The sequence below is a fragment of the Varibaculum cambriense genome (assembly GCF_022133705.1).
GTDB lineage: Bacteria > Actinomycetota > Actinomycetes > Actinomycetales > Actinomycetaceae > Varibaculum > Varibaculum cambriense_A.
Genome location: NZ_JAKNHJ010000004.1, coordinates 69,220 through 91,055, shown reverse-complemented (window position 1 = coordinate 91,055; position 21,836 = coordinate 69,220). Strand labels below are relative to the sequence as shown.

Sequence of the window (21,836 nt, the reverse complement as noted above, 5' to 3'; positions counted from 1 at the left end):
TGACCCGTGGGACTTTTTAGACGGAGCAAAACGAAAGCAGCAGAACCCGCCTCTAGCTGCCGGGTGCGGGTAGATAAGAAAACTAAGCATCTGACTCAGCGGCTCCAAGCCGGTGAAATCGCGGTTATTAATCATGCTGATATTGACCGGATCGCAGCAGAAACTCTGGTGGCGGCCGCCCCTAGCGCGGTGCTTAATGCCGCTAAATCAACTACCGGACGCTACCCCAATATGGGGCCTTCCATCATTGTTGATGCTGGTATTACCTTGATCGATGATCTAGGTAGCGCGATCATGAACCTGAAAGAAGGCAGCACGGTCACCGTAGAAGGCAATGCGGTCTACCAAAAGGGGGAGCTACTCGCACAGGGAGTCTTGCAGACTCCGGGAACTATCGCTGTCGACTTAGAGGAGGCGCGTAAAGGAGTCTCCACCCAGATTGAAGCTTTCGCCGCTAATACTATGGAGTATTTGCGCCGCGAGCGCGATCTCCTCCTAGATGGGGTTGGGGTTCCCAAAGTTAAAACCAAGTTCGCAGGTAAACATGCTTTGATTGTGGTGCGTGGCTACCATTATCAAGAGGATTTACGTTCCTTGCGCCCCTATATTCGCGAATATAAACCGGTATTAGTGGGAGTAGATGGGGGAGCCGACGCCATCCTGGAACAGGGATACACCCCCGATATGATTATTGGAGATATGGATTCTGTCTCTGACCAAGCGTTACGTTGCGGAGCGGAAATCGTGGTGCATGCCTACCGGAATGGTAAAGCTCCCGGTACGGAACGATTGAAAAGAGAAGGCATCCCCCACGTGCTCTTCCCCGCGACCGGCACTTCCGAGGATGTCGCCATGCTGCTGGCTGACGATAAAGGTGCGGAAATGATTGTGGCTCTAGGCACCCATGCGACTTTGGTGGAATTCTTAGATAAGGGACGCTCCGGAATGGCTTCTACTTTCCTTACCCGCCTGCGAGTGGGATCAAAACTGGTAGACGCGAAAGGAGTGTCCCAGCTTTATCAGCCGCGAATATCTACCTGGCAGACGGTACTGCTCGCCCTGGTCGGGGTGGGGGCAGTGGCAATTTCGCTAGCAGTTACCCCCGTGGGGCAGACTTTTTATGGGATTGCCGGTATCTATTTGCATGATTTGATTGACTTTTTCCGTCAACTATTCGGGGTCGCTCCCTCACTAAAGGGCTAACCAAGGCAGGAGAAAAATGATTGATTTTCGCTATCACTTAGTATCATTGATGGCCGTGCTGGTCGCGCTCACAATGGGGGTGGTTCTGGGAGCCGGCCCCTTGCAGGGGAAAATCTCCGATACCCTTTCCGGGCAAGTCACGGCGCTATCTAAACAGCAAACTGAGTTGCGTCAGGCCAATGAAGATTTGGTGAAACAGGCAAATAGCTCCAATGAATATATCGGGGTTTTGGGTCGCAAGGTAACTCCGGGCACTATGACTGGTAGGAAAGTAGCCGTAGTGAGAATGCCCGGGGTAAGTAATGAGGCCGTGAACGGAATAAACGCGCAGTTAAAGATGGCAGGCGCTGCTATCACTGACTCGGTTACCGTGAAGGACTCCTGGTTTAATGAAGATACTCAATCCTACCGTGACACTTTAGCTTCTACTTTAGCCAGCAAATTGGGAGATAAAGCCGACGCGAAAGTTTCTAGCCAACAAGTATTGGCAACCGCTTTGGGGATGGGGCTGACCAGTTCCGACAAAGAAATACAGACCCTGGTAACTAGCCTTTCGGCGGGAGATACCCCCTTAATTTCCGCTTCGGCAGTTACTGATCCGGCGCAATTGATAGTGGTCGCCACCGCGGAAAGCAAGGAAAAAGAAGGGCAGGATCCGCAGCTCAAACCGGATTTAGAATTCGTGAAAGGTATTAACCTCGCTCTTCCCAAAGGGACGGTAGTAGTAGGCAGTGCCCAAAGCGAAGGTGACTATTTATCGCAGATTCGCGTCGAAAAAATTGAAGTTACCACGGTTGATAGCATCGGATCGGTGATGAGCAATGTTTCTACTCCCTTTGCTCTTTTAGCTGATGAAGCCGGAAATAACCAGGCATACGGCACCGAGCATTACGCTACCCAACTTATTCCCCCAATTCCGCAAGCTAAAGTGGAGGGACAGTAGTGGCACGCGCAATCGGGGGAGCTCTATCTGCCACAGCCGGGTTTTTCTTAGCCCGGAAATACTTGCTTCACCACCTGTCCCCCCAGGTTTCCCGGCGCTACCGGCGGCAAAATTTTCATGGGCAAACGGTCTCGCTTACAGGAGGAATTAAAGTTGCCGCCGCCTGTTTGGCAACTGGCGTTTCGTTAGCAGCAGATCGACCCGCGCGAGTAGGCACCATGCTACCGGTGGCGGCTGGGGCTGCTCTGGGTTATTTGGATGACACTCGCGCTGACCTGCCTGATAAGGCTGCAGATAGCCAGGCTGCACAGTCGGCACCGCTTCCCGGATCTTCTCCCAAAACCTCAGAAACAAAAAAGGAAAAACCGGCGGTACCAAAGGGATTTCATGGTCACCTACAGGCGCTTTCGCAGGGAAAAGTTACTACCGGAGCCCTGAAAATAGTGGGGATCGGCACTGGCGCTGCCTTGGGGGCGCTCGGGATAGGGCGTTCGCGAGGAACCGGGCTGGGTACCTGGGTACTGGATACTACTCTGATTGCGGGTAGCGCTAACTTGGCGAACCTATTTGATCTGCGCCCGGGGCGTTGCTTGAAAGTTGCCACCTTAGCGGCCCTGCCGCTTATTCCGGCTAAAGATACCGCAACCCCCTTAGCAGCAGGAGCTATTGCTACCAGTGCGCTGGCATTACCTGCCGACTTGGGGGAGCGAGAAATGCTAGGGGATACCGGTGCTAATGCCCTGGGGGCCTTACTAGGCTCAGCCTGGGCCCAAAAGACTGGCACCGGCGGGAAAATTATCGGCGTCCTTGGGGTGCTAGCCCTCACTGCCGCTAGTGAAAAGATTTCATTCTCGCAGGTAATTGCAAAAACTCCGGGCTTGCGAACTATTGACCAACTAGGACGTCGGCGGTGAAAAACCCCGGGGTAAAGAGGAAGCTACCCGCTCTCGCTTCGGCGGTGGGGATGATCTCCGTTCTCACTTTACTGTCGCGATTTTTTGGCTTTGGCCGCTGGCTGACCCAGTCAGCCTGGGTTGGCACCGGAGCCTTCGCGAACGCTTACTCCACCGCCAACCAGCTACCTACCGTTTTGTTCGAGGTAGTAGCGGGGGGAGCGCTCGCGGGAGTCACCATCCCTATCTTGGCTGGCCCGATTGCAGATCAGATGCATAAAGATGTGCAGCGGGTATCGTCTGCCCTGATTACCTGGGCTTTACTTCTACTTAGTCCGGTAGGGCTGGCGGTGTTTTTGTTGGCACCTTGGATCGGGCAGGTAATGCCTTGTCCCCAAGGGGTTGACCCCCAGCTGCAAGCTCATTTGATCAGCGTATTCTTGCAAATGTTTGCGCTGCAAGTTCCGCTTTATGGATTGTGTGTAGTAGGCACCGGTATTTTGCAGGCACACGAAAAGTTTTTATTGCCCGCCTTAGGGCCGCTGCTTAACTCCCTGGTGGTAATCACTACTTACGCGATTTTTGGTTACCTTACTCCCTCGGTTTCTGATCCTGCACAAGTTGCTCATAACGCCATCTTGATCCTGGGGTGGGGAACTACTGCCGGAGTAGCGGCGATGAGCCTTCCCCTGTTCATCCCTATCTACCGCCTGGGGATTCGTTGGCGTCCCACTTTACATTTAGGCCAGGGACGAGGACGCAAAGCGATGCGCCTAGCGGGCGCGGGAGTGGGGTCTTTGATCGCCCAGCAGATTTCGGTGCTGGTGATTATTCTGGTGACTCGTACCTATGGAGCGGAAGGCTCTTTGCCGATCTATCAATATTCTCAATCGGTATATATGCTGCCCTACGCGGTACTGGCAGTGCCGATCGCTACTGCGATGTTTCCGCGGCTATCTTCACTTTTGCACCAGGGTGGAACAGCCGCTTTCAATCCCGAATGTGCTGCCTCTACCCGCTTAGTCACCATCGTTGGGCTTTTTGGATCGGCGCTGCTGGTTACCTTGGCGCGTCCGGTGACCGATATTTTCACCCGCATCAATCCGGTGCCAGGGATGTTATGGGCGCTAGTGGCGATGGCGCCAGGAATCGTGGGCTATGGGCTGGTCTATCACGTTTCTCGGGTACTTTATGCCTTGGGAGGGGCGCGTCAAGCGGTGGTGGCTTCCTCTGCCGGTTGGCTTACGGTTGCGGGACTTTCCTGGGGTTTGGGTGCCGTCCTACCCGAATTAGTCTCTAACCGGGCAAATGGGATTTTACTGGCTCTGGGGCTAGCCCAATCGGTAGGTATGACTTTGGGGGCTGTGGGGCTAATAATCGGCTTGCGGCAGTTAGCGGGCAGGCAAGCAGTGAGCGGTCTCGGAACAGCTGCTTTGAAAGCCTTTCTGCTGGCGCTGCTAGCGGCGGCTGCCGGCTGGTGGGTATCCGGGTTTTTTATGGGGCTGTGGCCGGGGATAATCGGTACTTTTGTGGCCGCCGCAATTGCGGCGCTGATTAGCGCGCTAATAATGAGTCCGTTGCTGATTCCGCAGCTACGAAAACGAAAGCGAGATCGTGCTGCGGGAAAGGACTCTACGGACTCGTTGGGCGGAGATAACTCGGAAAATCAGAGCGGACAATAGTTAGGATCTAGACCGTGGGCAAGGGGGAAAACATGGAATTGCGCGATGAGGCTTTTAACTACCCAGTAGGGGATCATCAACTGATCTACCAGGGAAATGTATTTGATTTTGTAACCGATAAGGTGCAGCTGCATACCGACGAGCCTGCTGCTCAGCGGGACTATCTTGCCCATCCCGGGGCAGTGGCGATTGCGGCAGTGCGTCCGGTAGCTGGGGCAGATCCGTCCTCGCGAGAGATTTCGGATTGGGAGATTTTATTAGTCCGCCAATACCGCCATCCGGTGCGCGCATTCCTCTGGGAGGTTCCTGCGGGACTGTTGGATCATGCCGGGGAGGATCGGGTCAGCGCTGCTAAACGGGAACTCTGGGAAGAAGCCAATCTTGAGGCGGAAAATTGGCAGGTACTAGTGGATTTCTTTACTTCCCCGGGAGGAAGTAGTGAGCATCTGCGAGTGTTTGTGGCGCAAGGGATTTCTGAGGCCACCGGTAAGCGTTTCGAAGCCTGTGAGGAAGAACGGGATATGGAAACTGCCTGGTTTTCTTTGGATCAGGCAAGAGATGCCCTCTTTGCTGGCGATCTACACAACCCGTCTGCTATGGCCTCTATCTTGGCGGTAATTGCGGCCTTACGGCAGGGGTGGACAGGTTTGCGAGAAGCTGGCGCGCCCTTCAACCCGGATCCCTTAAATATCCCAAGGTAAGCGGAAAAATCAGCTAAACGCGAACAAGCAGAAAACCGCTAAGCTGCCCGGGGTGGAGGTCTAATATCTCGGGTTTGCACCTAGGGTGCTTGTTGCCCCGGCCACACTTGTCTAACACTGGTTATTTTTGCAAGACACGTGTTTCTAAAATACGTTAGACTTATTGAAGTCTATTGGCAAGGAGGGAAGCGTGAGTGAAACGGAACCGACCCGGCAAACAGTTTTAGACCTAATTGTTGAAAAAGGCCCCGTCACCGCAGCCCATCTGGCAAAGATTTTAAGTCTGACAACTGCAGCGGTGCGTCGCCATATCACCGCTTTGGAATCCGAGCATAGGATCGCAGTCTATGAGACCTATGGCCATACCAAGCGCGGACGTGGCAGACCGGCTCGTCATTATGTGGCGACTGGCAAAGGGCGCGAAGGACTGAGTGAAGATTATTCCAAACTGGCCAGCAGGGCTTTAGGGTTTATAGAACAGCTGGCAGGGTCAGACGGGATTGATACCTTCGCCGCCGCTCATTCTCGCGATATTGAAAGGCGTTACGCCCCCCTGATTAAAGAGGCGGGGTCAGATCCGCGGGCTCGGGCTCGTGCCCTCGCCGATGCTTTAACCGCCGATGGGTATGCCGCTACGGTGCGCGAGGTAGGCAATGGCGGTTTCGCAGTACAGCTTTGTCAAGGTAATTGCCCGGTACAGGAAGTGGCCGGCGAATTTCCGCAACTTTGTGAAGCGGAAACCCAAGCTTTTTCGCGTCTACTAGACGTGCATGTGCAACGATTAGCGACTTTGGCGGATGGGGAGCATGTGTGCACCACCTCGGTGCCGATAGTGTTTCCTTCTCCCAAAATTCTCCGTAAATCGGTGAACATGGCAGACTAGGGCAGGAAGAAACGACAAGAAGGAACAAAAACACAAATGACATCATCACCGCCGGTGATTGCCACAAAAGAGGAAAAAGAGGCTGCTGACCAGCAGGTTATTGACTCAATTGGCACCCAATATGAGTACGGATGGCACGACTCTGATGCAGCAGGGCAAAGCGCTCGGCGTGGCCTCGATGAGGACGTGGTGCGCTTTATCTCTGCCGAGAAGAACGAGCCCGAATGGATGCTTAAGCGTCGCTTGAAGGCTCTGAAGATTTTTGAACGCAAACCCATGCCAAACTGGGGGCCGGATCTATCTGATCTGGATATGGATCAGATTAAGTACTTTGTGCGTTCTACCGATAAGGTAGCCAATTCCTGGGAAGACCTGCCCGAGGATATTAAGAAAACCTATGACCGGCTGGGGATTCCAGAAGCGGAGCGTGAAAGCCTAGTTTCTGGGGTAGCCGCCCAGTATGAATCGGAAGTGGTCTACAATCAGATCCGCGGTGACCTGGAAAAACAAGGAGTAGTATTTTTAGATACCGACACTGCCTTGCGCGAACACGAAGATCTCTTCAAACGTTTCTTCGGCAAGGCCGTTCCGGCCGGGGATAATAAGTTTGCTGCCCTGAACACTGCGGTGTGGTCGGGGGGATCTTTCATCTATGTACCCAAAGGGGTACATGTAGAGATTCCGCTGCAAGCCTATTTCCGGATCAACACCGAAAACATGGGGCAGTTTGAGCGCACCCTAATCATTGCTGACGAGGGCTCTTACGTTCACTACGTGGAAGGGTGCACCGCCCCGATCTACAAATCTGATTCTCTGCACTCCGCGATTGTAGAGATTTTCTGCCTCAAGGATGCCCGGGTGCGCTACACCACCATTCAGAACTGGTCGACTAACGTCTACAACCTGGTGACCCAGCGCGCGATCTGTGAAGAGGGCGCCACTATGGAATGGGTCGATGGCAATATGGGGTCAAAAACTAATATGAAGTACCCCTCGGTTTATTTGACCGGTAAGAACGCGCGAGGAGAGGCTCTGTCCGTAGCCTTCTCCGGAGAGGGACAGAACCAAGATACCGGCGCCAAGATGCTGCACCTGGCGCCTAATACCTCCTCTTCGATCGTCTCGAAATCGATTTCGCGTAACGGGGGTCGTTCCTCCTATCGCGGCCTGGTACAGATCGCACCTGAGGCGAAACACTCTAAAGCCTCAGTAGTGTGTGATGCGCTGCTGGTCGATCAGATTTCCCGTACGGACACCTACCCTTACGTGGATATTCAAACTGATGATGTCGAGATGGGGCACGAGGCTACGGTTTCTAAAGTTAGCGCTGACCAGCTCTTTTATTTAATGAGTCGGGGGCTTAGTGAAACGGAAGCGATGGCAATGATTGTGCGCGGCTTTATTGAGCCGATCGCGCGGGAACTTCCTATGGAGTACGCCCTAGAGCTTAATCGCCTGATTGAACTACAAATGGAAGGATCGGTGGGGTAATGGCCGAGATGGAAAAGAAGACAGGCCATAAAGTAGTCGCGGCTCCTTCCCGAGCGGATCGTCCCACCTCGTTTAACCTCGCCGATATCCCCATGCCTGGCGGACGCGAGGAAGATTGGCGATTCACTCCGCTAGAGCGGATAAAAATGCTGCTCGCGGATGCTTTAGAGGGGAAGGCTCCCCGCGTTGAAGTTGCCGGGCAGGTAGTGAGCGAAACTGAGCGGGTAGAGCTAGGCACGTCCTCCTATGTGGAAATAGCTGCTGACAGTGATATCCACGGAAAAGTAGGGGCGCCTGGTGATCGCGCTGCCGTTGTGGAGTGGAATAATCACCGCGAGCTGGTGAACGTGGTAATCGCGGAAGAATTGAGCGAACCGGTACGTATTAAGGTGATCGGGGAAAACCGGCAGCCGGCAGCTCAACATATCTGCATCGATGTGAAACCGGATGCGAAAGCTCTGGTGATCCTGGAGCACACCGGGGATGCCCAGCTGAACCAGGGGGTAGAAATCGATGTGGAATCGGGGGCGCAACTAGAATTTGTTTCTATCCAAGAATGGGATAGAACGGCAGTTCACGCCAGTAACCACCGTATGAACGTGGAAAAAGATGCCAAGCTAAAGCATATTGCGATTACTTTGGGTGGCGACCTGGTGCGGATTTGTCCCGACATTGAACTGGATAAACCAGGCGCGGAAGTTGAACTGTTCGGTGTTTACTTCACCGACACGGATCAGCATCAAGAACATCGTCTGTTCGTCAACCACAGCGCGGAAAACTGCCGCTCCGATGTGCACTATAAAGGGGCACTGCAAGGCCAACAGGCACACGCAGTCTGGATTGGGGATGTGTTGATTGGTAAGCAGGCTTTCAACACTGATTCCTATGAACAAAACCGCAACCTGGTATTAAACGAGGGCGCTAAAGCCGATTCGGTGCCTAACCTAGAAATTGAAAACGGCGAGATTGCGGGAGCCGGACACGCATCGGCTACCGGACGCTTTGACGAGGAACAACTGTTCTACCTGCTCTCTAGGGGTATACCCGAAGATATTGCTCGCAAAATGGTGGTGCATGGGTTCTTCGCGGAAGTGATTCGCCAAATCGGGATTGAGGAGATTGAAGAGCGTCTGCTCCACGCGATTGATGCCCGCTTGGAAAAAGGGCCGGATCCGCTATGAGCCTAGAAAAAGTTTGCGACCTTAGCGCCCTTGAGCCCGCCGAGGCGCTGCGCGCCGAAGTAACCGGCGAGCGGGGAAACAAGATCCCGATCGCCGTGGTGCGTGATGAAGAAGGCGGCTGGCACGCAATAGACGCCCTGTGCACTCACGGAGACGTAGCTTTAGATGAGGGCGACGTAGAAGGCTGCGCGATCGAATGTTGGGGGCACGGTGCCCAGTTCGATCTCAATACCGGACAGCCCACCTTGCCCGCCACCGCGCCAGTTAACTGTTATCAGCTTGAAATCAAAGGGCAGGCGGTTTATGTTGACGCCTGCAGCCGCAGTAAAGGAAATGAATAAATGGGGAAACTAGAAGTTAAAGACCTGAAAGTTTCGGTAGAAACTCCCGAAGGGATAAAACATATTCTTAAGGGTGCCTCTCTAACGGTGAATTCGGGGGAAAAACACGCGATTATGGGGCCGAATGGTTCGGGTAAATCTACTCTGGCCTATTCGATTGCCGGTCACCCCGGTTACCATATTGAGGGCGGGGAAGTGCTCCTAGACGGGGTTAATATCCTGGAATCATCCCCGGATGATCGAGCACGTGCCGGCTTATTCCTGGCAATGCAATACCCGGTGGAGGTTCCCGGAGTCACCGTCTCTAACTTCTTGCGTACCGCCCGTACTGCAGTTGATGGACAGGCTCCGCCGGTGCGTACCTGGGTAAAAGAGCTTAAAGAAGCTATGGAAGACCTGCGGGTAGACCCCCAGTTTGCTAACCGCGACCTCAACGCCGGATTTTCGGGCGGGGAAAAGAAACGGTTAGAAATCCTGCAGATGCAGATTCTGCACCCCAAGTTCGCCATTCTGGATGAAACTGATTCTGGCCTGGATATTGATGCTTTGCGTACTGTGTCTGCCGGGGTTAATCACGCCCACGAAAAACTCGGCTGCGGCCTGCTGGTAATTACCCACTATTCCCGGATTCTCAACTACATTAAGCCGGACTTCGTGCACGTATTCGCCAACGGGCGGATCGTGGATTCCGGAGGTAGCGAGCTGGCAGACAAACTAGAAACCAGCGGGTACGACTCTTACCTGTAAGCCGCAGTTTAGTGGCCTGGTAAGTGGCTGGTTTTTGAGAGGACAAAGCTAATGGATTCTCCATTTTCCGATACGGAACTGGCGCGTTTGCGCGCCGATTTTCCGATTCTTTCCCGCATCGGGCGGGGAGGAAAACCGCTTGTCTATTTAGATGCGGCGGCGACCTCTCAAAAACCGCGTTCCGTTATCGAGGCCGAAAACGCTTTTTACGAAAACTCTAATGGAGCGGTGCATCGGGGTACTCACCTGCTAGCCGATGAATCTAGCCAATATTTCGAGGACGCCCGCGCAAAACTGGCTGGCTTTGTGGGGGCTTGCCCGGAAGAAATCGTGTGGACCAAGAACGCAACTGAGGCACTAAATCTGGTGGCCTACGGCTTGTCTAACCCCGGGGTTGATGGCGGGGCTCCGCTGATCGGTAAAAGTGATCGGGTAGTTACTACAAGGGCAGAGCATCACGCTAACTTGGTGCCGTGGCAGTTACTTAGCCAGCGCACGGGATGCGAGTTCGCTTATCTCGATCTAGACCGCGAAGGGCGTATCGATCTCGATACTCTAGACGCGATCACTCCTAACACCAAGGTAGTGGCGGTAACTCACGCCTCTAATGTATCGGGGGCGATTACTGACATAGCGCCTATTATCCAGGCGGCTCACGCGGTGGGAGCTTGGGTAGTGTTAGATACCTGCCAGTCCAGTGCCCACATGCCTCTAAATGTTGAAGCCCTGGGCGCAGATTTCGCTTGTTTTTCCGGGCATAAAATGGCAGGTCCTACCGGTATTGGAGCCCTGTACGGTCGCCGAGAATTGCTAGAGCAATTGCCAGCTTTCTTGGCAGGTGGCTCTATGATCGCCGATGTCACCATGGATAAAACCAGTTTCCAACCTGTCCCGGAGCGTTTCGAGGCCGGCTCGCAAGCGGTAGCCCAGATTCACGCTTGGGCGGTGGCGCTCGATTACCTGCAGGAAGTGGGGATGGAGCGGATTCGTAGCCACGAATTGGCTTTGACCCAGTACCTGCTGGAAGGATTGGCGACTGTAAAAGGTCTGCGGCTTTTAGGACCGGCTGACTACCGGGAACGGGTAGGACTTGCGGCTTTTGATTTCGCGGGGATTCATCCCCATGACGTGGGGCAGGTATTAGATGCCGAGGACGTGGCGATTAGGGTGGGTCATCACTGTGCCCTGCCACTGCACGCCCACTATGGGTTGCGAGCCTCATGTAGGGCATCGTTATCACTGACATCTTCATACGGGGATATTGACCGCTTAATCGCAGGTCTAGAGGTTGTGCGTAGTTTCTTTTTGAGGGGGAATTAATGGTTTCAGCTATTGACCAGCTTTATCAACAGGTGATTATGGATCACGCCGCCGAAAAACACGGCAGCGCTCAGGTAGAACCTTCGGATACCTCCTCCCATCAAGTTAATCCTACTTGTGGGGATGAGGTTACTTTAGAAGTGGCTTTAGAGGGGGATAAGCTGTCACGTCTTGCTTGGCAGGGGCAGGGTTGTTCTATCTCGCAAGCATCGCTATCAATGATGAGTGACCTAGTGGCAGGGAAATCTCTGGCGGAAATCGAGCAGCTTTGGAAAGACTTTGACCAAATGATGCATTCGCGAGGGCAAGAAGTTCCCGACGAAATACTAGATCCCCTCGAAGATGCCGCCAGCCTGCAAGGAACCTCGAAGTTTCCGAACCGGGTTAAATGCGCCCTTTTAGGGTGGATGGCACTTAGAGAATCAATCGCCAAAACGCAAGCGAGGCAGGAAAATGAGTGAAGAACGTCCCTGGGAAAACACCGCTGAGGTGCCGCAGCGCTTTCAAGAAGTGGCAGCCGGTAATGAAAATGCCGGTCCCTATCAGCCTTCTAAAGTACACCAACATGCCGGAAATGAGGGCACCGACAACTTGCCAGCAGCTAACAGCGCAGACCAGTCCGCAGAATCTGCTTCTGCTAATCCAGGTGAAAATCCAGCGTCTGTCGTAGAATCTGCGGCGCTTCCTCCTGTGGGCGCTCTGCCTACTGAAGAGGACGTCCTGGAGGCTCTAAAGGATGTAATCGACCCCGAACTCGGGATTAACATCGTAGATTTGGGATTGATTTACGGGGTAGATATTCAAGCTGATGGGGCAGTAATCGTCGAGATGACCCTCACTTCGGCTGCCTGTCCGCTTACCGATATGTTGGAAGAACAGACCCAATGGGTGCTTGGTTCAATGGCCAGCAGAGTACAAATCAATTGGGTGTGGATGCCGCCGTGGGGGCCGGATCGGATTACGGAAGAAGGGCGCGAACAGTTACGCGCTCTCGGCTTTAACGTCTAATGGGATAACATAGGCTTGCAGATAATCTAGCAAGGGGAAATCCATGATGCGTGGAGTCTGGTCCGAGGTCGGGAAACTAGAAAAAGTACTGGTACACCGGCCTGGGAGCGAAATTGACCGCCTGACTCCTTCAAATCGCGAGGAACTACTCTTTGACGATATTTTGTGGCTAGAGAAGGCGCGTGAAGATCACGATACCTTTAGCGCGGCGCTTGCTTCCCAAGGCACGCAAGTTGTGTATCTGCAAGATCTCTTAGCCGAGACTTTAGACTTAGCGCCAGCACGAAAATGGCTGTTGGAGCAGACTATCGATGATCGCCATTTGGGGGTGGCGCTTAGCGCTCCGCTTAGAGAGTTCCTGGCAGAGAAGGAGAGCCAGAAGCTGGCTCAAATCTTGATTAGCGGGCTTACCCGCGCAGAAATTGAGTCTCAATTAGGAGCGGTAGCCTCCACCGTTTTGGCGCGAGTAGAAACAGAAGATTTTATCTTAGCGCCGCTCCCTAACCACCTGTTCACTCGGGATACTTCCGCCTGGATTGGCCGGGGAGTAATGCTCTCGGCCATGAAAAAGACTGCCCGTCGCCGGGAAACCTTAAACTTGCAGGCTATCTACCGGTTCCATCCAGATTTTAGCGAAAGTCTTACCCAGTTTGGCGCGGGGTTAGCCGACACTCCTGCCTCCTGTGAAGGCGGAGATGTGGAAGTCCTGTCTCCCACCTCGATACTGGTCGGGATTTCGGAACGCACCAGTCCCGCGGGCTTTGAGCGCCTTGCTTCCCGTCTGCTCCGGGACTCGTCCTCGTCAATAGAAATGGTCACGGGACTGCTAATGCCGATGGAGCGAGCCCAAATGCACCTGGACACGGTGCTAACTATGGTCAACCGGGATACTTTTTATAAATACAAGAAGCTGGGGATGTTGGCGAGTGTTACTGCTCGCCGGGGCGCAGACGGTCAAATCTCTTGGCAGATGCATCCGGAAGCCAAAATGCATGAAGTTCTTGCCCAGGCGGCGGGGGTAAACACGGCTAATATTTTGCAAACCCCGCAATCCGATAGTGGCGCCGAACGCGGGCAATGGAATGATGCCTGTAACCTGTTGGCGCTTCGTGAAAATGTGGTTACGTCCTATGACCGTAACTGGCAAACCATTGATTACTTGCGTTCCCAGGGGGTAAAGGTTCTGGAAGTTCCCAGTGCAGAACTGGGGCGTGGGCGCGGAGGGCCGCGCTGTATGACTTGTCCGCTTCAGCGCCAAGCCATCGACAACTAGCTTTAAACCCCAGTTAGACAGGGGAAAGAAATAAATCGAAAGGGGTAAACTGTGGCATTACTATCTGGCCGCCATTTTCTAAAAGAACTCGATTTCACCGCCGAGGAGTGGCGGTATCTGCTGGATTTGGCGGCGCAGCTAAAAGCAGCCAAACGCGCGGGAAGCGAACAGCCTTATTTGAAAGGGAAAAATATCGCCCTCATTTTTGAAAAAACTTCTACCCGCACGCGTTGCTCTTTTGAAGTAGCTGCCTACGACCAGGGCGCACATGTAACCTTTCTTGACCCGGTGGCCTCCCAGATTGGTCATAAGGAATCTATGGCGGACACCGCGCAAGTATTGGGGCGCTTCTATGACGGGATTGAGTTTCGAGGACGGCGTCAAGAGGACGTAGAAACCTTGGCGCGCCTATCGGGGGTGCCGGTTTGGAATGGCCTGACCGATGAGTGGCATCCCACGCAAATGCTTTGTGACCAGCTCACTATGATGGAGCATTCCGGGCGAGACTTGCGCGATATTTCCTTTGCATACCTGGGGGATGCCCGCAATAATATGTCGAATTCGCTGCTGATTTCCGGGGCAATGATGGGTATGGATGTGCGGATTATCGGGCCAAAGCAGCTGTGGAATGAACAGTGCTGGATTGATAAAGCCCATGAAATTGCGGCTCTAACTGGCGCGAAAATCACCCACACCGATGACCCGGCTGCTGGGGTTAAGGGCGCAGATTTCTTGTATACCGATGTTTGGGTTTCGATGGGGGAGCCGAAAGAAGTCTGGGATGAGCGGATTAAGCTGCTCTTGCCCTACCAGGTGAATGCGCAGCTAATGGCCGCGGCGGGGTCGCAGGCAAAATTCTTGCACTGCCTACCCGCTTTCCATGACCGCGCCACCACCGTGGGGGAGGATATTTACCAAAAAACGGGTCTAGATGCCTTGGAAGTTACCGATGAGGTTTTCTGTGGGGAACGCTCAGTAGTGTTTGACCAGGCTGAAAACCGGATGCATACCATTAAAGCCGTGATGGTAGCTACTTTGGGGACGCTAACTGACTAGAATAATCAGGTACTGAAAAGGGGTGGCTCCCGGCCAATGGCCGGGAGCCACCCCTAATGATTTAACCGTCAGTTAGGTGTACTAACTAGGCTATCCAAGTAGAGGTAGTAGATCCCCAATCCCGTTGAACACCGCCTTGGGGCGGTAGGGGAACTTCTGGATATCCTCGCGAGAAGTTGAACCTGATAACACTAGGTAGGAATCCATACCGCTTTCTACACCGGCGTGAATATCAGTGTCCATGCGGTCACCAACCATGGCCGCATCCTCAGAGTGGGCGCCCAGCTTATTGAGTCCAGCCCGGAACATCACCGGATTCGGCTTACCCACAAAATAGGGCTGGCGCCCGGTAGCCTTGGTTATCATTGCCGCCACTGAACCCACCGCGGGCAGAGTTCCGTCCTCGGAAGGACCGGTAGTATCCGGGTTGGTGCAAATGAACTTCGCGCCCTTTTCGATTAGTCGGATCGCTTTGGTAATATTCACGAAATCGTAGAAGCGGGTTTCACCCAGGACTACATATTCCGGATCGGTTTCAGTCATGATATAACCGGTTTCGTGGATCGCAGTGGTTAAACCGGCCTCGCCAATAACGAACGCGGTCGAGTTAGGGGACTGGCTATTTAAGAATTCGGCAGTAGCATTAGCCGAAGTCCAGATGCGGTCTTCGGGAACCTCTAATCCCGAGGATGCCAGCCGTGCCGATAGGTCGCGGTTGGTATAGATAGAGTTGTTGGTCAGTACCAAGAACGGAATACTGTTTCCTTTTAGAGTTTCAATAAACTCGCATGCTCCTGGTAGCGCCACGGATTCGTGCACCAGCACCCCATCCATATCGCTCATCCAGGCTTTAGGTTTACGCAATTCACTAATATCGCTCATACCCCCATCCTAGCGGGGACATACCGCAAATGCTTATCTCTAAAGTCCTGTTATCCGCCTATTTACCATCGCGAAGGCACAAGTAATCAATGCCGAGCCACCGGATCTATTCCAGGTGTGAAAGCGCTGCAAATCCAGGGGCAGTTTTATGTAGTACGCGTCGTGGAAATAAAACGAACGCGACGGTTAACTCTCCGATCAACGGCTAGTTTGCCCGCATATCTAGCACTTGAGCAGCGGTAGCCGCATCGATTACTAGCCGATTAGCGTAGCCGTGTTCCAGGGCGACTCTGATGATCGCTACTTTTGCGCCTCCGCCAGCAACCATTATTTTTTCGGGAATTCTGCGCAGTTGCGCGAGAGTGATCGCCATCGTGCGGTCGTTTAGTTCCGGCAGACACACCCGGCCATGGGTGTCGATGAAACGAGAACAAATATCGCCGACTGCTTTCTGCTCTAAAAACAGTTTCACATCGCGTGAGAGGGTAGGCAGGGTCAAAAGATAGGAACTTTTGGCCGCATCTCCCACGGTAAAAACGGCTACCCGGGAGTCTCGTCCTCGTTTCAAAGCTGACGCCACCTGCTTTTCTTTCGTCATTGCCTCTTTAGCTTCGGCGCTTTGAAATACGGTGGGTGCTCCTAAAAGGTGTGCCTTGGCCTTAAAAGCCTCGGCGAAACGATTGACCGCCTCGATTTCGCTTTGTCCGCGCGCGAACCCGCCTACCCCTCCGCGCAGTTGCACGATCTCTACCTGCTTGCGCGGCTGGGCGGTGAGGTTTTTAGAGATTTCTTCGACGGTTCGCGACCAGGAAACCCCCACGGTATCACCATCTTTAATCACCTTTTCCACCATTCGGGCCCCGGCTTCCCCTAGCGCTTTGCGGACTTCGTTATCTGCGGGAGCGCTGGGGTAAACCACCACCGCCTCCTCCAGGCCAAAACGTGAAATCAGAGCCTTCGCAGTCGACGAGTCTGCTAGTCGGGGGTCATTAACCGTGATTTTCACATATCCTTTGGCGCGGGCATAACGCAGCAGCTTAGAAACGGTAGGACGCGAGATTCCTAGGCGCGCCGCCACTTCATTTTGGGGAAGACCTCCATAGTAGGCTTTGGCGGCATCAATAGCTTGAATGTCTTTGCGACTCAGATTTACGGGCATGGCTTTTCCCTTTGTGACGGCACCTTTGCTACAGCACTATTGTAATCCTGTCCGATAGCGGGGGGAAGTAACTCCGCCGAAACGCGAATGCTCGCGTTGTTACTCAGTATGCTTCCGGGTGAGCGCCAATCAATTCTTGGTAATTGCTCGACTTGGAGGATTGCTTTGCATATAATTGTTATGTGTCAAATAATGAATCGATTAGCGCGATTCGCTCTTGGTGGAAATTGGAACGTGCACGCGCCAAGTTCGACGCTCAGGTGAAGCGAGAGGTAGGGGTAACTGGATCTCAGGTGGCCTTACTGCGCATCATTAAGGAGCGTGATCCGGTGTCGATTCTCCGTCTCCGGGAGGAATTAGACTGGCACCCAGCGTCTTTGGGGCAAGCAATTAGCCGTCTGGAAAGTCACGACTTACTTAAGGTAGAAAACGATGTTGTGGATCGACGTCGACGCGTATGTGTCGTAACCGAGCAGGGGCGGGATCTTCTGTCGAGGGTTCCACTAGTAGGGCCGGTACGGCTACGAACGCAGCAGATTAATCCGGAGGATTTGGCGGTAATGAAGCGAGGATTTGAGATTGCGCTAAGTGCTTTCGGACTGGAGCAATGGAGCATTGATGAATGAATTGACTGATCTTCCAAATATCGGGCCAAAGCTAGCACAGGCACTTATTGAGGTAGGGATTGACACCCCTGAGAAACTAGCCGATCTCGGAAGCATAGAGGCGTGGTGGCGGGTTCATCCTCAATTCACCTGTCTGCACTCGTTACTTGCTCTTGAGGGTGCGCTTCAAGGTATTCCTAAAAGCTTACTTGACCAGAAAACTCGCGAACGATTGCGGCAGGAAACACTTAGTGGTTGATGGGGTGTAGTTAGTTACTTACGGGCGAGCGCAAGTAACCTGAATAGATGTTTTCGTATGAAGGGCAGTTCCATGACCGTAGAGGACGGTAGCCGACCCGTTGAACCCAAAGGGCAGATGCTGATTTATCAGGATCCTGAGAGCCCGGTCAGTATTGAGGTCAGGCTTGAGGGCGAGACGGTTTGGCTTACGCAGCAGCAGATGGCGGAGCTTTTTCAGAGTTCTAGGTCTAATGTTGTGGAACATATTGGCAATATCTATGCCGAGGGAGAGTTAGATGAGGAGGCAACCTGTCGGGAATTCCGACAGGTTCGCCTTGAGGGTAGCCGCAAGGTAGCAAGGACGCTACCTCACTACAACCTGGACATGATTATTTCCTTGGGATATCGAGTCAAATCAAAAACTGCTACGCAGTTTAGACGTTGGGCGACTGCGAGATTAAAAGAATATCTTCTCAAAGGTTTCACCTTAGATGACGAGCGACTTAAGAAGCTCGGCGGCGGACCTTACTGGTATGAACTTCTCGAACGCATCCGCGATATTCGTTCCTCGGAAAAAGTCATGTACCGACAAGTGCTGGATCTGTATGCCACCAGTGTGGACTATGACCCGAAGAGCCAAGAGTCGATTGCGTTTTTCAAGATGGTTCAGAACAAGTTGCATTACGCGGCTCACGGACACACAGCGGCGGAAATAATCCACGAGCGGGCGGACGCTTCCAAGCCTTTTATGGGACTGACTACTTTCAAGGGCGACCAACCCGCACTTGCGGAAATAAAGGTGGCTAAAAACTACTTGACAGAGGACGAGCTAAAGGTTCTGAATCGTCTTGTTTCCGGTTATTTTGATTTTGCGGAAGTTCAAGCTATGAATCACCGCCCCATGCATATGAGCGACTACGTTGAACATCTTGACAATGTTCTGGCAGCGACTGGGCAACAGCAGCTTCAGGGAGCCGGAAAAATTAGTCACCAAAACGCGATCGCCAAGGCAACTGCTGAGTACCGCAAATACCAGACAAACACACTTTCTCAGGTCGAGCGAGACTATCTGAGAACCATTAAAAGGCTTGAGACTAGAGTCCAAAAGACTGGGCAAGACACTCTCTGATTCCGAAAGCTACGCACTCTCGCCCGTCACTCTGTCCCCCTACATCCGCAAACCTTTATCTCTTTCGACACTTTATTGTGGCTCTGATACTTGTCAGCGGTTCACGCCCGCGAAGCTCTGTAAACACCGGAAACCGCCCGGCGAACGGAGATATACAGCTTGCTCCGCAAAGGTTCACTCAACATCAAAATAGGCCATTACAAGGGAAAGCGCTGCAATTATGTGCAAAAACTGTGCGTCCACTGTGTATTAAATGAGCTTGCTTATATCTATCATTTTGAATCGCCGGGTAAGGGAGCTAGCCCAATAGAAATAGTAAGCTTTTCCCGAATCTTCGGGGCATAGCTGGCAACTAGCGCAGCCAAAAGCCAAGAAACACTGATGGAATCCCACCCCGGAATAAGTGCCCGGTAACGATCCTCAGGTATTTTCGCGTTGGTATTTTTAGGGAGGACGGAACCGCGCGAAGTGTCATCGGTTACGGAAATTCCGCAGGAGTTAATAAAAGCTATCGTTTCCCTAGCAACTTCCCCGGGTAACCGGGTATCTGCGGTGACGGATAAATTAGCGATGGTGCTCGCAGGAATTAATTCGGAATCCATCCACTGCGCAGCTGCGTGGTAGCTGCTGAAATTCGGAGTCAGCTGGGAAAAATCTGCGCTGGTAGTGGGATCAAACTGAAAAATAACTTCTGAAATCTGGAGCTGGTACAGCTTTTCAGTAGCTTTCCAAAATGCCTCCAGCGTCTGAGATATAGCAGCTGGTGAATCCGTAAAGCTGGGAGCAATAAAATATGCGGTCGCTTCAGTATGCTGCAGTCCGGGTTTTACAGTAACTTCTGCAACTTGCCAGGTTTCTCCACTGTCACATCGCTCCGGAAAATTATCGATAAAAGTGTGCTGCCAGGCGTAGATAGCATTAACCAGCGGTTCGCTATCCTCTGTAATCTCCGGTAGGGGGCTATCTGGCTTTCCCAGTAGGGAAATATGGAAGCCGCAAAACATGGTTATTCTTCACCTCCACCTGCTCTGCCGGGGCTGGTACTCGCTTCGAGCTACTCCTATCCTCGAAATTACGGGAAAGTAGCGGGGCAAGCAATAGGCTCAGCAGTTTTAACTACTGGCAGCTCCTGGGTAGAATCGCGGGGTGATTAATGCGCAAGATATGGAAGTGCGGATCGGGCAGCGGCTCTTGGTGTCTCGCACCAATTTGCGGATTGATAAAGGAATGCGCATCGGCCTAGTGGGGCGCAATGGCGCTGGTAAAACCACTACTATGCGCTTAATTGCGGCGCTAGTGGCTCTCGGTAAACATCGCTCCAGCGGTTCCCTCAGTGAGGAAGAAGCCCAAGAACTAATCGACAATATCGATTTTCAAGGCAAAGTTACTTCCTCCGGGTCGGTAGGGTATCTGTCACAGGACCCGACGGTCGGAGTGAAACAAAAGGACGGGATTTCCCGGATTATGGCGGTGCGGGATTTGGATCGCACTTTGCGAGCAATCGAGAATGCCCAAGAAAAAATGTCCACCACGAGCGGGGAAACTCAGGCGAAGGCGATAGAAAGATACGCGCGCCTGGATGAAGAGTTTACCCGGTTAGGGGGGTATGCTGCCCGCTCGGAAGCTATGCAGATAGCCCATAACTTAGGGTTAGACCAAGCCGCGCTTACTCAGCCACTGGCGACTCTTTCCGGAGGACAGCGCCGCCGGGTAGAACTGGCGCGAGTACTGTTTTCCCAGCCGGACGTACTGCTTTTAGATGAGCCCACCAACCACTTAGACCATGACTCCATCATTTGGCTCCGCGATTTCTTGCGCACCTATGCCGGCGGCTTCGTAATGGTCACCCACTCTACGGCGCTACTACAAGACACGGTAAACCAGGTTTGGTATTTGGATGCCTCCCGGGCGGTCATCGATCAATACAAACTAGGGTGGGATGCCTACCTGAAGCAGCGCGCCCAAGATGAGGCGCGGCGGCGCCGGGAGCGGCAAAACGCTTTGGCGAAAGCGCAGGCATTGCGCGAACAGGGCGAAAAAATGCGCGCCAAAGCCACTAAGGCTGTCGCGGCGCAACAAATGCTGCGCCGGGCCGAGGAACTGGTAAAAGAGGCCGGGAGTGAAACCAAAGCCGAAAAAGTCGCGCGCCTGCGTTTTCCCACTCCGCTAGCTTGCGGCAAAGTGCCGCTGAATGCGCGCGGCCTCGCGAAATCTTATGGCAGCCTAGAGGTATTTTCCGGCCTTGATTTATCAATCGATCGCGGCAGCAAAGTGGTGGTTTTAGGGGAAAACGGTGCCGGGAAAACCACGCTGCTGCGCCTATTAAACGGGATCGAGGAGCTAGATGCGGGGGAAGTCGTTCCCGGTCACGGCCTGAAACTAGGCTACTACGCCCAAGAACACGAAACCCTAGATCCCGCCCGCACGGTGTACGAAAATATGACAGCGGCGGCTCCCGACCTGGATGAAACCCATGTGCGCAACATTTTGGGACAGTTCCTATTTTCGGGTGAGGACGCTTTTAAGCCGGCCAGCGTGCTGTCGGGGGGAGAAAAAACCCGGCTAGCTTTAGCCACCTTGGTGGTTAGCGGCGCCAATGTGCTGCTGCTTGATGAACCTACCAATAACCTAGATCCGGCGTCTCGGGAAGAAATCTTGCACGCCCTCGACCAATACGAGGGGGCAGTGGTGCTGGTCACCCACGATCCGGGAGCCGTGCAGGCGCTCAATCCGCAGCGGGTGTTGTTGCTGCCGGATGGGGACGAGGATTTATGGAGTGATGACTACCTAGATTTGGTCGAGCTGACGTAGCTAGTCGCTGGCTCTGCTCGGAACTTTGCTGAGGTTAGCTAATAATCCTGCGCTAATCCAAAGTTGCCGTATCGACCTCGCTAAAGGGAACTACCTTAGTGGGAAAAGAGCGATAAGCCAGGTATTGGCGCAAAAACTCGGTGTGTTCATCGCAGGTTAGCCAGGTTTTATGTACCGGGCGGGGAATCTTGGGGTTGCGCCACAGTACCGCTTTGGTTGCCGGGTTTTCGCACCGGCGCGCTGAACAAATATTGTCTTCTGGTCCTTTAGCTAAAGCCATGTTCCTCC

General features: G+C 53.2%; 23 protein-coding genes. 19 read left to right on the top strand and 4 right to left on the bottom strand.

Annotation, left to right across the window (positions count from 1 at the left end):
* Nucleotides 1–6 precede the first annotated feature (6 nt).
* The 15 genes from steA (at nucleotide 7) to argF (ending at nucleotide 14,722) form a co-directional block, all read left to right on the top strand.
* Nucleotides 7–1,203, top strand: a complete 1,197-nt coding sequence (gene steA, locus L0M99_RS02890; RefSeq protein ID WP_238127678.1) for a putative cytokinetic ring protein SteA — start codon at nucleotides 7–9, stop codon at nucleotides 1,201–1,203.
* A 16-nt stretch (nucleotides 1,204–1,219) separates the two neighbouring features.
* Entirely contained in the window at nucleotides 1,220–2,146 is a 927-nt protein-coding gene (locus L0M99_RS02885; protein ID WP_238127677.1) for a copper transporter, read from the top strand.
* A complete protein-coding gene (locus tag L0M99_RS02880; RefSeq protein ID WP_024059097.1) occupies nucleotides 2,146–3,060 on the top strand; it encodes a hypothetical protein in 915 nt (304 codons plus the stop codon). Before L0M99_RS02885 ends, L0M99_RS02880 begins: the two co-directional genes overlap by 1 nt.
* Nucleotides 3,061–3,110: 50 nt before the next feature.
* Nucleotides 3,111–4,721, top strand: a complete 1,611-nt coding sequence (murJ, locus tag L0M99_RS02875; RefSeq protein ID WP_238127676.1) for a murein biosynthesis integral membrane protein MurJ — start codon at nucleotides 3,111–3,113, stop codon at nucleotides 4,719–4,721.
* A gap of 32 nt (nucleotides 4,722–4,753) precedes the next feature.
* Complete coding sequence (locus L0M99_RS02870) at nucleotides 4,754–5,422, top strand: NUDIX domain-containing protein (protein ID WP_238127675.1); 669 nt, start codon at nucleotides 4,754–4,756, stop codon at nucleotides 5,420–5,422.
* A gap of 190 nt (nucleotides 5,423–5,612) precedes the next feature.
* Nucleotides 5,613–6,305, top strand: a complete 693-nt coding sequence (locus tag L0M99_RS02865; protein ID WP_238127674.1) for a helix-turn-helix transcriptional regulator — start codon at nucleotides 5,613–5,615, stop codon at nucleotides 6,303–6,305.
* A gap of 36 nt (nucleotides 6,306–6,341) precedes the next feature.
* Nucleotides 6,342–7,796 carry a Fe-S cluster assembly protein SufB gene (gene sufB, locus L0M99_RS02860; protein ID WP_238127673.1) on the top strand — a complete coding sequence of 485 codons (1,455 nt, stop codon included), beginning with the start codon at nucleotides 6,342–6,344 and terminating at the stop codon, nucleotides 7,794–7,796.
* Complete coding sequence (gene sufD, locus L0M99_RS02855) at nucleotides 7,796–8,977, top strand: Fe-S cluster assembly protein SufD (RefSeq protein ID WP_238127672.1); 1,182 nt, start codon at nucleotides 7,796–7,798, stop codon at nucleotides 8,975–8,977. The genes sufB and sufD overlap by 1 nt, the downstream gene beginning before the upstream one ends.
* Nucleotides 8,974–9,318: a non-heme iron oxygenase ferredoxin subunit gene (locus tag L0M99_RS02850; RefSeq protein ID WP_238127671.1), complete on the top strand. Its 345-nt coding sequence runs from the start codon at nucleotides 8,974–8,976 to the stop codon at nucleotides 9,316–9,318. Before sufD ends, L0M99_RS02850 begins: the two co-directional genes overlap by 4 nt.
* On the top strand, nucleotides 9,319–10,065 hold the full coding sequence (sufC, locus tag L0M99_RS02845; RefSeq protein ID WP_024059091.1) for a Fe-S cluster assembly ATPase SufC: 747 nt from the start codon (nucleotides 9,319–9,321) through the stop codon (nucleotides 10,063–10,065).
* A gap of 51 nt (nucleotides 10,066–10,116) precedes the next feature.
* The gene (locus L0M99_RS02840) at nucleotides 10,117–11,385 is read left to right on the top strand and encodes a SufS family cysteine desulfurase (protein WP_238127670.1); all 1,269 of its coding nucleotides are present in this window, start codon (nucleotides 10,117–10,119) and stop codon (nucleotides 11,383–11,385) included.
* Nucleotides 11,385–11,846: a Fe-S cluster assembly sulfur transfer protein SufU gene (gene sufU, locus L0M99_RS02835; protein WP_238127669.1), complete on the top strand. Its 462-nt coding sequence runs from the start codon at nucleotides 11,385–11,387 to the stop codon at nucleotides 11,844–11,846. Before L0M99_RS02840 ends, sufU begins: the two co-directional genes overlap by 1 nt.
* Nucleotides 11,847–11,976: 130 nt before the next feature.
* Nucleotides 11,977–12,393, top strand: a complete 417-nt coding sequence (locus tag L0M99_RS02830) for a metal-sulfur cluster assembly factor (protein ID WP_238127720.1) — start codon at nucleotides 11,977–11,979, stop codon at nucleotides 12,391–12,393.
* A gap of 43 nt (nucleotides 12,394–12,436) precedes the next feature.
* The gene (locus L0M99_RS02825; RefSeq protein ID WP_238127668.1) at nucleotides 12,437–13,666 is read left to right on the top strand and encodes an arginine deiminase; all 1,230 of its coding nucleotides are present in this window, start codon (nucleotides 12,437–12,439) and stop codon (nucleotides 13,664–13,666) included.
* A gap of 51 nt (nucleotides 13,667–13,717) precedes the next feature.
* A complete protein-coding gene (argF, locus tag L0M99_RS02820) occupies nucleotides 13,718–14,722 on the top strand; it encodes an ornithine carbamoyltransferase (protein ID WP_238127667.1) in 1,005 nt (334 codons plus the stop codon).
* 90 nt (nucleotides 14,723–14,812) lie between these two features.
* Here argF and L0M99_RS02815 read toward each other — a convergent pair whose 3' ends face one another.
* Nucleotides 14,813–15,604 carry an HAD-IIA family hydrolase gene (locus L0M99_RS02815; protein ID WP_238127666.1) on the bottom strand — a complete coding sequence of 264 codons (792 nt, stop codon included), beginning with the start codon at nucleotides 15,602–15,604 and terminating at the stop codon, nucleotides 14,813–14,815.
* Between the two features lie 205 nt (nucleotides 15,605–15,809).
* Nucleotides 15,810–16,763: a sugar-binding transcriptional regulator gene (locus L0M99_RS02810; RefSeq protein ID WP_238127665.1), complete on the bottom strand. Its 954-nt coding sequence runs from the start codon at nucleotides 16,761–16,763 to the stop codon at nucleotides 15,810–15,812.
* Between the two features lie 182 nt (nucleotides 16,764–16,945).
* Here L0M99_RS02810 and L0M99_RS02805 point away from each other — a divergent pair, with 182 nt between their 5' ends.
* From L0M99_RS02805 to L0M99_RS02795, 3 genes are read left to right on the top strand one after another with little or no spacing between them, the layout of a single operon-like run.
* Nucleotides 16,946–17,389 (top strand): MarR family transcriptional regulator, encoded by a 444-nt coding sequence (locus tag L0M99_RS02805; protein ID WP_238127664.1) that lies wholly within the window; start codon nucleotides 16,946–16,948, stop codon nucleotides 17,387–17,389.
* On the top strand, nucleotides 17,382–17,627 hold the full coding sequence (locus tag L0M99_RS02800; protein ID WP_238127663.1) for a TfoX/Sxy family protein: 246 nt from the start codon (nucleotides 17,382–17,384) through the stop codon (nucleotides 17,625–17,627). The genes L0M99_RS02805 and L0M99_RS02800 overlap by 8 nt, the downstream gene beginning before the upstream one ends.
* Nucleotides 17,628–17,684: 57 nt before the next feature.
* On the top strand, nucleotides 17,685–18,737 hold the full coding sequence (locus tag L0M99_RS02795) for a virulence RhuM family protein (RefSeq protein WP_238127662.1): 1,053 nt from the start codon (nucleotides 17,685–17,687) through the stop codon (nucleotides 18,735–18,737).
* A gap of 272 nt (nucleotides 18,738–19,009) precedes the next feature.
* On the opposite strand, the gene L0M99_RS02790 is transcribed toward L0M99_RS02795, so the two are convergent.
* Entirely contained in the window at nucleotides 19,010–19,741 is a 732-nt protein-coding gene (locus L0M99_RS02790; RefSeq protein ID WP_238127661.1) for a hypothetical protein, read from the bottom strand.
* A gap of 142 nt (nucleotides 19,742–19,883) precedes the next feature.
* Between L0M99_RS02790 and L0M99_RS02785 the strand changes: the two genes are divergently transcribed.
* On the top strand, nucleotides 19,884–21,548 hold the full coding sequence (locus L0M99_RS02785; RefSeq protein WP_238127660.1) for an ABC-F family ATP-binding cassette domain-containing protein: 1,665 nt from the start codon (nucleotides 19,884–19,886) through the stop codon (nucleotides 21,546–21,548).
* A 52-nt stretch (nucleotides 21,549–21,600) separates the two neighbouring features.
* Here the strand turns inward: L0M99_RS02785 and L0M99_RS02780 are convergent, their stop codons facing one another.
* On the bottom strand, nucleotides 21,601–21,828 hold the full coding sequence (locus L0M99_RS02780; RefSeq protein ID WP_238127659.1) for a hypothetical protein: 228 nt from the start codon (nucleotides 21,826–21,828) through the stop codon (nucleotides 21,601–21,603).
* Nucleotides 21,829–21,836 lie beyond the last annotated feature (8 nt).